11 protein-coding genes are annotated in these 13,864 nt (G+C 65.9%); 5 read left to right on the forward strand and 6 right to left on the reverse strand.

The window, feature by feature from the left end:
- Window positions 1-82: 82 nt before the first annotated feature.
- The 3 genes from tpiA (at window position 83) to ACTHQS_RS10475 (ending at window position 1,736) form a co-directional block, all read left to right on the forward strand.
- Window positions 83-898: a triose-phosphate isomerase gene (gene tpiA, locus ACTHQS_RS10465; RefSeq protein ID WP_440168395.1), complete on the forward strand. Its 816-nt coding sequence runs from the start codon at window positions 83-85 to the stop codon at window positions 896-898.
- A gap of 47 nt (window positions 899-945) precedes the next feature.
- Window positions 946-1,203 (forward strand): preprotein translocase subunit SecG, encoded by a 258-nt coding sequence (secG, locus tag ACTHQS_RS10470; RefSeq protein ID WP_440168397.1) that lies wholly within the window; start codon window positions 946-948, stop codon window positions 1,201-1,203.
- Between the two features lie 137 nt (window positions 1,204-1,340).
- Window positions 1,341-1,736: an RNA polymerase-binding protein RbpA gene (locus tag ACTHQS_RS10475; protein WP_440168399.1), complete on the forward strand. Its 396-nt coding sequence runs from the start codon at window positions 1,341-1,343 to the stop codon at window positions 1,734-1,736.
- On the opposite strand, the gene pgl is transcribed toward ACTHQS_RS10475, so the two are convergent.
- The 6 genes from pgl to tkt are packed head-to-tail and all read right to left on the reverse strand — an operon-like array spanning window position 1,689 to window position 9,906.
- Window positions 1,689-2,507, reverse strand: coding sequence for a 6-phosphogluconolactonase (gene pgl / locus ACTHQS_RS10480; protein ID WP_440168401.1), 819 nt, complete (start codon window positions 2,505-2,507; stop codon window positions 1,689-1,691). The genes ACTHQS_RS10475 and pgl overlap by 48 nt on opposite strands.
- Window positions 2,497-3,438 carry a glucose-6-phosphate dehydrogenase assembly protein OpcA gene (locus ACTHQS_RS10485; protein WP_440168403.1) on the reverse strand — a complete coding sequence of 314 codons (942 nt, stop codon included), beginning with the start codon at window positions 3,436-3,438 and terminating at the stop codon, window positions 2,497-2,499. Before ACTHQS_RS10485 ends, pgl begins: the two co-directional genes overlap by 11 nt.
- On the reverse strand, window positions 3,435-4,994 hold the full coding sequence (zwf, locus tag ACTHQS_RS10490; protein WP_440168405.1) for a glucose-6-phosphate dehydrogenase: 1,560 nt from the start codon (window positions 4,992-4,994) through the stop codon (window positions 3,435-3,437). Before zwf ends, ACTHQS_RS10485 begins: the two co-directional genes overlap by 4 nt.
- Window positions 4,995-5,009: 15 nt before the next feature.
- Window positions 5,010-6,641, reverse strand: coding sequence for a glucose-6-phosphate isomerase (locus ACTHQS_RS10495; protein WP_440168407.1), 1,632 nt, complete (start codon window positions 6,639-6,641; stop codon window positions 5,010-5,012).
- 5 nt (window positions 6,642-6,646) lie between these two features.
- Window positions 6,647-7,762, reverse strand: a complete 1,116-nt coding sequence (gene tal / locus ACTHQS_RS10500) for a transaldolase (protein ID WP_440168409.1) — start codon at window positions 7,760-7,762, stop codon at window positions 6,647-6,649.
- Window positions 7,763-7,788: 26 nt separating this feature from the next.
- Entirely contained in the window at window positions 7,789-9,906 is a 2,118-nt protein-coding gene (gene tkt, locus ACTHQS_RS10505) for a transketolase (protein WP_440168471.1), read from the reverse strand.
- Between the two features lie 524 nt (window positions 9,907-10,430).
- On the opposite strand from tkt, the gene ACTHQS_RS10510 reads away from it, so the two are divergent.
- Both ACTHQS_RS10510 and ACTHQS_RS10515 read left to right on the forward strand, forming a co-directional pair.
- Window positions 10,431-11,387 (forward strand): heme o synthase, encoded by a 957-nt coding sequence (locus ACTHQS_RS10510; protein ID WP_440168411.1) that lies wholly within the window; start codon window positions 10,431-10,433, stop codon window positions 11,385-11,387.
- 227 nt (window positions 11,388-11,614) lie between these two features.
- On the forward strand, window positions 11,615-13,852 hold the full coding sequence (locus tag ACTHQS_RS10515; protein ID WP_440168413.1) for a SulP family inorganic anion transporter: 2,238 nt from the start codon (window positions 11,615-11,617) through the stop codon (window positions 13,850-13,852).
- Window positions 13,853-13,864 lie beyond the last annotated feature (12 nt).

Raw genomic sequence — 13,864 nt, forward strand, 5'->3', positions numbered from 1 at the left:
GCGGCCTCGCAGTCCTCCGGCCGGCAGGTTGCCCGCGGCAACCTGCCGGCCGAACACATATCAAGAACTTTTTGGAGATTACGTGACTACGTCAACGAACGGCGCTTTCGACCGCAAGCCCTTCATCGCGGGCAACTGGAAAATGAACATGGACCACGTGCAGGGCATTACCCTCCTGCAGAAACTCGCCTGGACGCTGTCCGACGCCAAGCATGACTACAACCGCGTAGAGGTTGCCGTCTTCCCGCCGTTTACGGACCTCCGCGGCGTGCAGACCCTGGTCCAGGGTGATGACCTGCACATCGCCTACGGTGGCCAGGACCTCTCGCAGTTCGATTCAGGCGCCTATACCGGTGACATTTCCGGGCAGTTCCTGAACAAGCTCGGATGCGCCTACGTCCTGGTGGGCCACAGCGAACGCCGCACCATCCACAATGAGTCCGACGACGTCCTCAACGCCAAGGTCAAAGCCGCCTTCAAGCACGGCGTCACCCCCGTCCTCTGCGTGGGCGAAGGACTGGAGATCCGCCAGGCGGGGACCCATGTGGAGCACACGCTGCAGCAGCTCCGCGCCGGCGTGGCGGGCCTGACCAACGAACAGGCAGCCGAACTGGTTGTTGCGTACGAACCCGTCTGGGCCATCGGCACCGGCGAAGTAGCCGGACCCGAAGACGCGCAGGAGATGTGCGCTGCCATCCGCGCCGAGCTCCAGAACCTTTTCGGCGCCGACGTGGCAGCCAAAACCCGCCTGCTGTACGGCGGCTCGGTCAAGGCCAACAATGCCGCGGCCATCCTGCAGGAGCCGGATGTGGACGGCGTCCTGGTGGGCGGCGCCAGCCTTGACCCGGCCGAGTTTGCTAATATTGTCAGGTTCGAGAGCCACCTGGTCACGGACTAGTCCGTCACCGGTACAAACTCCCGCATTTCCAACTTCGAAAGGCCGTCGTGGACGTTCTTCATGTCATTCTGCAGATCCTCCTGGGCATCACCAGCCTCCTGCTGACGCTGCTGATCCTCCTCCACAAGGGACGCGGGGGCGGTCTGTCCGACATGTTTGGCGGCGGCATGAGCTCAGGGCTCAGCTCCTCAGGCGTGGCAGAACGCAACCTGAACCGCTTCACCATCGTCCTGGGCGTCACCTGGGGCGTCGTGATCATCGCACTTGGCCTGATCATGCGGTTCAGCGGTGCCGGCGACTCCTAAAGGATCCGCCGGATAGGGTCCTGTGGCACTCCCGCCGCCCTGCCCGGGCATCTAAACTGTGGCTGTCGGTTCACCCGGCAGCCACAGTTTTGTTTAAGCTGCAGGGCTACGGCGTCCGCTTCGAGGCAGGAGTTGTCATGGTCCATCCAGCATCAGGCTTTCGGGGCACCCGTGCCGGGGTTGTCGCGGGCTCAGGGTCGAGCCTGCAGGACAATGACCCGTCGTCGCGGCCACTGCCGCGGATCAGGGTGTCCTACTGGTGTGCCAAGGGCCATGAGACCCAGCCCGTGTTCCTGAAGATGCCTGAGGACCAGATTCCCCAGACATGGGACTGCCGGCGGTGCGGTGCGCCCGCTTCCCGCGACGGCCAGGCGGCGGCGCCGGATGACCCGTTCGACGACGGCTACAAGACCCATCTGGAATACGTTAAAGAACGGCGCTCCGGCCAGGACGCCGAAGACGTCCTGGCCGGAGCGCTAGAAAAGCTACGCGCCCGCGGCGTCCTTCCGGACCAGCTGCTCGGGGACACGTGACGCTGCATTCTCGTCGATCAGCCACAGGGTACGGGAGGTTCCCCGGGGGCCGGACGCAGGTACCTGCACCGGATTGGCCCCGGCCAGGGCGAGTCCTACTGCTCCGGCCTTGTCTTCGCCTGCCACAACCATCCAGACCTCGGCGGCCGTGTTGATGGCAGGCAGGGTCAGGGAGATCCGAAGCGGGGGCGGCTTGGGGGAGTTCCGGACACCAACGACAGTCCGCTCCTTCTCCCGGATACCGGCCTGCTCGGGGAACAGGGAAGCAATGTGTGCGTCAGGACCCACCCCGAGCAGCACCACATCCAGGCGCGGGAGCGAGGACGGCTCGTCCGGCCTGTCGTCGGACATGTCAGCCGCGTGCTCGGCTGCCGCGGCGTCCCGCAGCTGGCGTGCGTAGTCCTCAGCCGCTTCTTCGGCCGTGCCGAACTCGTCCGAAGAACCGGGCGAGTGGACCCGTTCCGGGTCCACCGCAATATGCGAAAGCAACGCATCGAACGCCTGCTTGGTGTTGCGTTCCGGGTCAGCGGAACCAACAAAGCGTTCGTCACCCCACCAGAAGTTGACCTTGGACCAGTCGACGGCGGGCGCCGCCGGAGAGTCTGCCACAGCCTTCAGCGTGCCGATCCCCACCGTTCCCCCGGTGAGCACCACGGTGGCTTCGCCGTACTTGTCCTGGACATCAACGAGCTTGGTGATCAGGCGTGCCGCTATGGCGGCCATGAGGACGGACGAATCAGGATGGATGCTTACTCGTGGGTCAACGCTCACTGGGCCGGACACTCCTTAGATTGGTACGTGGCAGTCCAATAGTAATCACTTCACCAAATACTTCGTCGGGGTCCAGGCGGCGCAGTTCTTCGGCGAGGCAGTCACGGAGGCTGCGGCGTGGAAGGGAGATCCGTTGGGCGGGTTGGCCTGGTTGGGTGAGTTCAGCGATGGAGAGACCCGGCCGGAAGAGCTGGACGTCGCCGCCGGGACGGGTCAGCCGGACTCGGCGAATGCCGGTTCCCGCGGGGTCCGCGACGATGGTGACGGGCGCGTCCAGCGTCAGGGTGAGCCAGGCGGCGAGCAGGATGGTCGAGGGTGAGTCCGAGGCCCCTTCGACGGCGACGGCGGTCACGGGCGAGGAGTCCACTTCGTCCAGGGCTGCTGCGAGCTGGATCCGCCAGTTGGTGAGGCGGGTCCAGGCGAGGTCCGTGTCACCGGCCTTATAGGTCCGGTGGATCCGTTCCAGGGCGGCTTGGGGGTCGGGTTCGTTCGCGGAATCCGTGATGCGGCGGTGCGCGATCGCACCGATGGAGGTTTCGCACGCGTTCTCGGGAGCGCCATGCGGCCACCAGGCCACGATCGGGGCGTCCGGCAGCAGCAGCGCAGCCACCAGGGACTCGGACTCGTGCGCGAGCTGCCCGTAGCCGCGCAGCACAATCACCTCGGACGCACCGGCGTCCCCGCCCACCCGGATCTGCGCGTCCAGCCGGTCCTGCGCGTCCTTCCCCGCGTCGGCAAGCACGATGATCCGGCAGGGGTGTTCCCGCGAGGCGTCGTTCGCGGCCTCGATCGCTTCCTCCTCAAGGCCGGACTTGGTCACCACCACAAGGGTCAGGACCCGGCCCAGGGCAATCACGCCGCCCTGCTCGCGCAGGGACATGAGTTTCTTGGACACCTTCGAGGTGGTGGTATCGGGCAGGTTAACGATCATGGCCTTCTCCAGGTTCGTCCGTCACGGGCCAGCAGCTCATCAGCAGAGGCCGGCCCCCAGGAGCCGGGGGCGTAGGGCTCGGGCTGCTCGTCCAGGGTTGCCCAGTATTCCTCGAACGGATCAAGGATCTTCCAGGACAGTTCCACTTCCTCGTGCCGCGGGAACAGCGGCGGCTCACCGAGCAGCACGTCCAGGATCAGCCGCTCATACGCTTCCGGGGAGGACTCGGTGAACGAGTGCCCGTAGCCGAAGTCCATCGTTACATCGCGGACTTCCATCTGGGTACCGGGGACCTTGGACCCGAAACGGATGGTCACTCCCTCGTCCGGCTGGACCCGGATGACCACCGCGTTCTGCCCGAAGTCGTCCTCGGCATGGTCGCGGAAGAGCAGGTTCGGGGCGCGCTTGAATACCACCGCGATCTCCGTCACCCGCCGGCCCAGGCGCTTGCCCGCGCGCAGGTAGAACGGAACCCCTGACCAGCGGCGGGTATGGATGTCCACCCGGACCGCGGCATAGGTTTCCGTGGTGGAATCGGCAGGGATGCCTTCTTCCTCCAGGTACCCCTGGACCTGCTCCCCGCCCTGCCAGCCGCCGGTGAACTGCCCCCGCGCCGAATGCGTGGACAGGTCCTCCGGGAGCTTGACCGCGGCCAGGACCTTTTCCTTCTCCGCCCGCAGGTCATCGGCGTTGAACGAGATCGGTTCCTCCATCGCCGTGAGCGCCAGCAGCTGCAAAAGGTGGTTCTGGATCACATCCCGGGCCGCGCCCACGCCGTCGTAATACCCAGCCCGGCCGCCGGTGCCGATGTCCTCGGCCATAGTGATCTGGACATGGTCCACGTAGTTCGCGTTCCACAACGGTTCGAACAACTGGTTCGCGAAGCGCAGCGCCAGGATGTTCTGTACCGTTTCCTTGCCCAGGTAATGGTCGATCCTGAACACCGCGTCCGGCGGGAACACCGACTCGACAATGTTGTTCAACTGCCGGGCCGATTCCAGGTCATGACCGAACGGCTTCTCGATCACCACCCGCCGCCACTTATCTCCGTCCGCCTGGGCCAGGCCATGCTTGGAGAGCTGCCGGCAGACCTGCTCGAACGCCTTCGGCGGGATGGACAGGTAGAACGCGTGGTTCCCGCGGGTGCCCCGGACATCGTCGAGTTCCTTGATCGTCTCGCCGAGCCGCTCAAAGGCCGCGTCGTCGTCGAACTCGCCCTGGACAAACCGGATGCCCTCGGACAGCTGGTTCCAGACCGCCTCATCAAACGGCGTCCGGGCGTGGGCCTGCACCGAGGCCTTCACCTCCGCGGCGAAGTCCTCCTTGTCCCACTCCCGGCGGGCAAACCCGACCAAGGCGAAACTGGGCGGCAACAGGCCACGGTTGGCGAGGTCGTACACCGCCGGCATCAGCTTCTTCCGGGCAAGGTCCCCCGTGACCCCGAACAACACAAGCGACGACGGACCGGCGATCCGGTTCAAACGGCGGTCACGCGGGTCGCGCAACGGATTACGCCCGCGGCCCGCGCCCTTCCTGCCGTATTCAGTTTCTGGCATGGTTGCTTCTGCGCCTTAGCTTTCGGTTGCGGATGCGCGGGTGGACAGCGCAGCAACAACGTCCTGCAGCTGGGCCACGCCGGCGGCACGGTCGGTGAGGTGGAGGCGCAGCACAGGACGGCCATGTTCACCCAGGACCTGGGCGTCGCCTGCTGCCTGGGCAGCGATGAGCTCACCAAAGGTGAACGGCCGGTCCGGGATGCCGAGGTCTTCCGCGGGAGCGGCAGTTACTTGGAGGAACACGCCGATGGCGGGGCCGCCCTTGTGGAACTGCCCGGTGGAGTGGAGGAAGCGGGGACCCCAGCCGAATGTGACCGGACGGCCGGTGGCAGCGGCCAGTTCGTCGCGGATCCCCTCGAGGCCGGCAAAGGCCAACCGGTCGAAGTATGCCTGGACGCTCAGGTAGCTGTCGGAAGCCAAGGTACCCAGCAGCGCCTTGACCGCGCCCTCAGCGGTCGCAGCATCGCCAAGCCAGTCGCCGCCGCGCACCTCGATGGCACCGTCAACGAATGCCGCCGGCGTGGGCTCCGGCTGGGCGTCCAGCAGTCCGCGTGCCGCCACTTTGGCGGCTTCGACGTCGGGCTGGTCGAAGGGGTTGATCCCCAGCAGGCGGCCGGCAACGGCGGTGGCGAACTCCCACACCATCATTTGGGTGGCAAGGCCGCCTGCGATGGCCACCTGGTTTTCGCCTAGCTCAACATCGGCATCCGCTGCCACGAGCCGAACCACCAGCACATCGGGGGCGCCGGATGTTACCTCCGGGGCCTGCGGACCTGCGACGACCGGCAGGACGCCCGTGCCCAGCTTGCCGGTGGATTCGGCGATGAGCTGTTCAGCCCAGTCGGCGAAGCCAACGATGCCGGAGCCGTCCTCGACGATGACGATCTTGTTCCGCAGCGGGGTGGTCCCGCCCAGCGCCGCGCCCAGCGCGAGCCCGATGTTTTCCGGGGCGTCATCGTTGAGGATCTCGGCAGCTTCCTCGGCTTCGTCCAGGAACGCCTGGATATCCACACCCGCCAGGCCGGAGGGAACCAAGCCGAACGCGGTCAGGGCCGAGTAGCGCCCGCCGACGTTGGGGTCTGCGTTGAACACTGCGCGGTAGCCGGCTTCGCGGGAAGCCTTATCCAGCGGTGAACCCGGGTCGGTCACGATGATGATCCGGCTCTTTGCATCCACGCCGGCCTCGGTGAAGGCCTGCTCGAAGATTCGCCGCTGGGAGTCCGTTTCCAGGGTTGAGCCTGATTTGGACGAGACCACAATGGCCGTGGCGGCCAGGCGGTCCGCGAGGGCAGCACGGACCTGGTCCGGGTCCGTGCTGTCCAGCACTGTCAGCTCGACGCCGGCCGTTCCCGCGATGACTTCGGGAGCCAGCGAGGATCCGCCCATGCCGCAGAGCACGATCCTGCTGACGCCTTCGGCGCGCAGCGAGTCACGGAGTTCAAGGATGTCCTTGACCAAGGGCTGCGAGACCGTTGCGGCCTCCACCCAGCCCAAGCGGACTGCGGACTCGGATTCGGCGTCCGGACCCCACAGGGTGTGGTCCTTGGCGAAGAGCCGGGTGGCAATCCGGTCTTCGACGAGGGCGGGAAGGTGCTGTTCAAGCGCCTGCTGGGCAGCGCCAGTGGCGTCGTAGCTGAGAGTGCTCATGGGTGTTAGGAAGCCTTCCGTGCAGAGGCGAGGGCACCTTCGACGTCGGCCAGCAGTTCCTTCCAGCTGGCCACGAACTTGTCCAGGCCTTCGGTTTCAAGGAGCGCGACGACCTCGTTGTAGGAGACACCGAGGTTTTCCAGGGCGTCGAGCGTTGCGTTCGCCTCATCATAGGTGCCGGTGACGGTGTCACCGGTGACCACGCCGTGGTCGAAGGTGGCGTCCAGCGTCTTTTCCGGCATGGTGTTCACGACGCCGGGGGCCACGAGTTCGGTGACGTACAGGGTGTCCGGGTACGCCGGGTCCTTCACTCCGGTGGAGGCCCACAGGGGGCGCTGGGGGAGTGCGCCGGCGTCAGCCAGCAGGGCCCAGCGCTCGGTGGCGAAGAGTTCCTCGTAGACCTGGTAGGCCAGGCGGGCGTTGGCCACGCCGGCCTTGCCCTTGAGGGCTTTGGCTTCGTCGGTGCCAATCTTGTCAAGGCGCTTGTCGATCTCGGTGTCCACGCGGGAAACGAAGAAGGACGCAACGGAGTGGATCTTCGCGAGGTCGTGGCCCTTTTCCTTGGCCTGCTCCAGGCCGGACTGGAAGGCGTTGATGACTGCGCGGTAGCGCTCAAGGGAGAAGATCAGGGTGACGTTGACGCTGATGCCCTCGGCCAGGGTAGCCGTGATGGCTTCGAGGCCTTCGAGCGTCGCCGGGATCTTGATGTGGACGTTGTCCTTGTTGACGCGCTGGTGGAGGTGCTTGGCCTCGGCGATGGTTCCTGCGGTGTCCCAGGCCAGGCGCGGGTCGACCTCGATGGAGACGCGGCCGTCGACGCCCCTGGTAGCGGCAGCGACCGGGGCGAACAGGTCGCAGGCGTCGGCGACGTCGGTGGTGGTGATCTCGAAGATCGTGTCCTCGACGCTGGCGCCTTCGGCTGCCTTTCCGGCGATGATGTGGTCGTAGTCGGTGCCGGATGTGATGGCGGCGTGGAAGATGGACGGGTTGGTGGTCACACCAACCACATTCTTCTCTTCGATGAGCTTGCGGAGGGTGCCGGTCTGGAGGCGTCCGCGGGAGAGGTCGTCGAGCCAGATGGAGACTCCGGCGTCGGAGAGCTGCTGGGTGGGAGTAGTCATTGTTGTATCTCCTAAAAGTTTAGGTTTCAGGCCTGCAGGCTGGAGAGGGAGTCCTTGGCGGCGGCGGCAACTGCTTCTGCCGTGATGCCGAACTCCTGGAAGAGGCGCTTGTAGTCTGCGGAAGCACCGTAGTGCTCAAGGCTGACGGACCGGCCGGCGTCGCCGACGAATTCACGCCAGCCCAGGGCCAGTCCGGCTTCAACCGACACACGCGCCTTGACGGCGGCGGGCAGGACGGACTCGCGGTAGGCGGCGTCCTGTTTCTTGAACCACTCGACGCAGGGCATGGACACCACGCGGGCGGCGATGCCGTCGGCCTGGAGGGCCTCGCGGGCCTGGACGGCCAGCTGGACCTCGGAGCCGGTGGCAATGAGGATCACGTCAGCAGGGACCGTGGCGCCGTCCTTCGAAGCCTCAGCCAGGACGTAGCCGCCCTTTGCCACACCTGCCGTGGACGCGAAGGTGTCACCGTCGGCGTCACCCGCACCGCGTTCCCAGGTGGGGATGTTCTGGCGGGTCAGCACGATGCCTGCAGGGTTGGCGTGGTTCTCCAGCATGGCCTTCCAGGCCGCTGCCACTTCGTTGGCGTCGCCGGGGCGAACCACGTCCAGGCCCACGATGGCACGCAGCGAGGCCAGCTGCTCCACGGGCTGGTGGGTGGGGCCGTCCTCGCCCAGGCCGATGGAGTCGTGCGTCCAGACGTACAGCGACGGCACACCCATCAGGGCGCCGAGGCGGATGGCAGGGCGCTGGTAGTCACTGAAGATCAGGAAGGTTCCGGAGAACGCGCGGGTGTTGCCCGCCAGGCTGATGCCGTTCACGATCGACGCTGCGGCGTGCTCGCGGATGCCGAAGTGCAGCACCCGGCCGTACGGGTTGCCCGACCAGGCTCCGGTCTGCTTGGAGGCAGGCACGAACGACGGGGAACCTTCGATGGTGGTGTTGTTGGACTCCGCAAGGTCGGCGGAGCCGCCCCAAAGCTCGGGCAGGACCGGGCCCAGGGCGTTGAGGACCTTGCCGGAAGCTGCCCTGGTGGAGACATCCTTGCCGGCCGGGAAGACGGGAAGGGCGGCGTCAATGCCTTCGGGAAGCTCCTGCGCCTCGATGCGCTCGAGGAGCCCGGCGCCCTCGGGGTTGGCTTCGCGCCAGGCGTTGAAGGACTCCTCCCATGCCTTGTGCTCTGCAGCGCCGCGTTCCACCACTGCGCGTGCGTGGTCCAGGACTTCCTGGTCCACCTCGAAGGACTTGGCGGGGTCGAAGCCCAGGACCTCCTTCAGTGCGGCGACCTCGTCGGCGCCGAGGGCGGAACCGTGGATCTTGCCGGTGTTCTGCTTCTTGGGGGCCGGGTAGCCGATGATGGTGCGCAGCGAAATGATGGACGGCTTGGAGGTTTCGGCCTTGGCGGCGAGCAGGGCGCTGTAGAGCTCCTGGACGTCTTCCTTGTATTCGCCGGTCCGGGTCCAGTCCACACGCTGGGTGTGCCAGCCGTAGGCCTCGTAACGCTTCAGGACATCCTCGGTGAACGAGATGTCAGTGTCGTCCTCGATGGAGATGTGGTTCTCGTCGTAGATGACCACGAGGTTGCCCAGTTCCTGATGCCCGGCAAGGGAGGAAGCCTCGGCCGTGACACCTTCCTGGAGGTCGCCGTCGGAGGCGATGACCCAGATGGTGTGGTCAAACGGCGATTCGCCGGCGGGAGCATCGGCGTCGAACAGGCCGCGCTGGCGGCGCTGGGAGTAGGCAAAGCCCACTGAGGACGCCAGGCCCTGCCCAAGCGGGCCGGTGGTGATTTCCACGCCGGCGGTGTGCTTGTACTCAGGGTGCCCCGGGGTCAGCGAACCCCAGGTGCGCAGCGCCTCCAGGTCCTTCAGTTCCAGGCCGTAACCGGACAGGAACAGCTGGATGTAAAGGGTCAGGGAGGTGTGGCCGGGGGACAAAATGAACCGGTCACGGCCAAGCCACTGCGGGTCGCGCGGGTCGTGGCGCATCAGCTTCTGGAAGAGAAGGTATGCGGCCGGGGCCAGGCTCATGGCGGTTCCCGGGTGTCCGTTGCCCACCTTCTCCACGGCGTCCGCGGCCAGGATGCGGATGGTGTCTACAGCCTTCTGGTCCAAGCTGGTCCATGACAGTTCTTGCTCTTCCAAATGTGGCACGAAAACCGGGCCCCTCTCTGTGCTGATGGCGGCGGTACACCGGATCCGGCCAAGGGCGCGCTGTTTGGCGCCCGCTGCGGTGTGTACCAGCCGTTCACCATCGAAACGTTGATCCTTGCATTCAGTCACGGACAGCAAGCGGGAATGCGTTTTCCACCGCTTTCCTGCTGCGTGCTGATCTGGTGACAGCTTAGCCCGTATCCATACTGCGGGCGGCGCAAATCTCACGTTTTGGACGCAATTTCCCCTATTGTGAATCACCATCTCAAGAGGTTGAGTTAATCTGCTCGAATAGGCCCGCGAGCAATCAATTGCGCATATTGCAGGGCAGGGAGCGGGCCTGCGGCGCGGTATGATATTTGGAGGCCAACGCCGGGTGCGCATCCCCATCGCCGCCCGGGGTGTCCCGGCTGTTGCACGCACCTGAAGCGTTTCCTTCTTCCTTGAGTGCCGTGCCCGGGTCCGGGCCGCACGACCGGAGCTGCCCTGCCAGCCTCAACTGCCACACAGAACGGGTGACTGCCACCGTGAGCACAACAGATACGCCGCTGAACGCATCCCGGGCCTCCGGCGCCGGATTTGCCCGTAAGGCCAAGGCGTATCTCGCCCTCACCAAGCCGCGCGTGATCGAACTGCTCCTGGTAAGCACGTTGCCCACCATGATCTACGCCGAGCGGGGCTTTCCTTCCATTGGACTGATCCTTGCCACGCTGGTGGGCGGTGCCTTTGCTGCCGGCAGTGCCGGAGCCTTCAACTGCTACATCGACCGGGACATCGACAAACTGATGCACCGGACGGAAAACAGGCCGCTGGTCACCGGGGAAGTCACCCCGCGGGAAGCCCTGGTCTTTTCCTGGCTGCTGGGCGCGGCTGCCATCGTGATCCTCTGGTTCGGAGCCAATCCGCTCTCTGCCTGGCTGGGCCTGGGCGCCATCTTCTTCTACGTGGTCATCTACACCATGATCCTCAAGCGCCGCACGGCACAGAACATCGTGTGGGGCGGCGCCGCAGGCTGCTTCCCCGTGCTGATCGCGTGGGCTGCCGTGACCAACTCGGTGGAGTGGCCCGCCGTCATCCTGTTCATGGTGATCTTCCTCTGGACGCCGCCGCACTATTGGCCCCTGTCCATGCGCTACGGCGAGGACTACCGCAACGCCAACGTCCCAATGCTCGGGGCCATCGCCGGGGCCAAGGTCGTCTCTGTCCAGGTGGTGCTGTACGCCTGGGCCATGGTGGCCTCCTCCTTGCTCATGATCCCGGCCGGCGGGGCAGGCTGGGTGTATACGGTGACGGCGGTCGTCGCGGGCGCCTGGTTCCTCTATGAATCCCACGCGCTGTACTCCCGCGCCCACCGCGAGGATATTTCCGACAAGCGCGCCATGAAGGTGTTCCACGGTTCCATCAGCTACCTGACGCTGCTGTTTATCGCCCTCGCGGTGGACCCGTTTGTTGGACAGGCCATTACCGGATAGCCGGGTCCGAGTAAGCAATGGCGGCCCCACGTCACCTGGGGGCCGCCATTGCTCGTTAAAAGGCGCTAATGGGGCCCGGCTTGTTGGCCGAAAGCGCCGTCGACCCTCGATTTTGTTGCCCTTGCGAACGATATGACATATTTGTCATATCTATCACTTTCGATGTCATTTGCCGTGAATGCCTGCTTAGGGTGGGGCGGACCCTTCCCCCGAACAAAGGAAGATCCATGGAAGCCCGTCCCACCGCCGTCCCCGCCCCCAGCCACAGCCCGCCAGGTGGGAGCGGCGATCGCTTCAAGTTCCGCAGGCCCCGGTTCCTCGCCCGCCCGGCCGCCAACGTGCCGGCATCGTTGGTGGTGTTCCTGGTGGCACTCCCGCTCTCGCTCGGGATTGCAGCCGCCTCCGGCGCGCCGATCATGGCGGGACTCATCGCCGCAGCCATTGGCGGCATCGTGGCCGGAAGCCTCGGCGGCTCACCCCTGCAGGTGAGTGGACCGGCAGCCGGGCTGACCGTCGTCGTGGCCGGCCTGGTCCAGGAGTTTGGCTGGCAGGTTACGTGTGCCATCACCGCGGCAGCCGGCGTCGTCCAGCTCCTGCTGGGCATCAGCCGCGTGGGCCGGGCCGCCCTGGCCGTTTCGCCGGTAGTGGTCAAGGCCATGCTCGCCGGGATCGGCGTCACCATTATCCTGCAGCAACTGCAGGTGATCCTCGGATCCCGCCCGGCAGGATCCGCCCTCGAGAACCTCGCCGCACTGCCGGCGGCTATTACCAACCTCGAACTGCACGCTGCCCTGCTGGGGCTGGCCGTCGTGGCGATCCTGCTGTGCTGGAAGTTCCTGCCCGGCTTTGTGCGGCGGATTCCCGGGCCCTTGGCCGCCGTCGCGGCAGGAACCGCCCTTGCCGTGGCCTTTGCGCCCGGCGTTGAACGCATCTCCCTCGATGGTTCGATCTTCGACGCCATCGCCCTGCCGCAGCTCCCCGACGGAAACTGGCGCGCCTTCGCGTTCGCCGTCATGACCATGGCCCTGATTGCCAGCATTGAATCCCTTCTATCCGCGGTGGCCGTGGACAAGATGCAAACCGGTCCACGGACAGACCTCAACAGGGAGCTCATTGGCCAGGGCACGGCAAACATCATCTCCGGCTCGCTGGGCGGCCTGCCCGTGACGGGGGTGATCGTGCGCAGCGCCACCAATGTGGAAGCCGGCGCGGCCACCCGCATGTCCGCGGTGCTGCATGGCGTTTGGATCCTTGCGTTCTCAGCCCTTTTCGGCGGCCTGATCCAGCTGATCCCGCTGGCCGTCCTGGCGGGCCTGCTGGTGGTGATCGGTGCCCGGCTGGTAAAAGTGGCGGACATCCGCACCAGCCTGCGGACCGGGGACCTGCCGGTCTATGCCGTAACCCTGGCCTGCGTGGTGTTCCTGAACCTGCTCGAGGGCGTCATGATCGGCCTCGCCCTCGCCGCCGCCAACGTGCTCTGGCGCGTCCTGCGGGCACAGATCCATGCGCATCCGCCGGCGGCGCCGTCGTCGCCATGGCGTGTGACCGTCGCCGGTTCCTGCAGCTTCTTCGCGCTGCCAAAGCTCAACCCCGTCCTCCAGGTTGTACCGGCCGGCAGGGATGTGGTGGTGGAGCTGAACGCTGACTACGTTGACCACTCATTCCGCGAAGCCCTGCTCGCCTGGCAACTCCAGCACCAGGCCACCGGCGGCGCCGTGAGCATTGAGGAGCACGGCAACACCGTTTTCCAGGATGCCGGACACCAGGCGCCAAGGCGGGAGGAAGCCGCCGAACTGCCGCTCCCGCCCCGGAAGGCACCGCTGCTGGCGGGCATCAACAAATACCACCGCCGGTTTGCCCACCAGGTCCGCCCGCTGGGGAATGATTTGACGGAAGGCCAGAATCCCGACAGCCTGTTCGTCGCCTGTGTCGATTCCCGCGTCAACCCGAATCTGATCACCAGCAGTGGTCCCGGTGATCTGCTCACGCTGCGGAACATCGGCAACGTGGTGTGCAGCCACGGGCGGGACGCCTCGATCGATTCGGCCCTGTCATTTGCCGTCACCGGCCTTGGCGTGCATTCCCTGGTCATTTGCGGACACTCCAACTGCGGTGCCATGAAGGCGCTGCTTGCGGAAGCCGACGGCGGGGACAACAGTTCCCTGGGCCCGGCATTTAAGCTGTGGCTGGACCATGCACGGCCCAGCTATGCCGCACTGCTGGCAGGGCACCCGGTGGGCAGGCAGGCCGCAGCAGCGGGCTACGGCACCCTTGACCAGCTCTCACTGGTTAATGTAGCGGTGCAGTTGGCCAAGCTGCAGGACCACCCGGTGGCCGGCCCTGCCCTTGCCGGCGGAAGGGTGCAGGCCACTGGACTCTTCTACGACATTGCGACGGCCCGGGTCGTCCAGGTCTCCGCCGACGGCATCAAGACCCTGGATCCTGCGTTCGACCCCGCGCGCTAGGGCAGCGCCCTC

The organism is Arthrobacter sp. SAFR-044, from assembly GCF_051965175.1.
GTDB lineage: Bacteria > Actinomycetota > Actinomycetes > Actinomycetales > Micrococcaceae > Arthrobacter.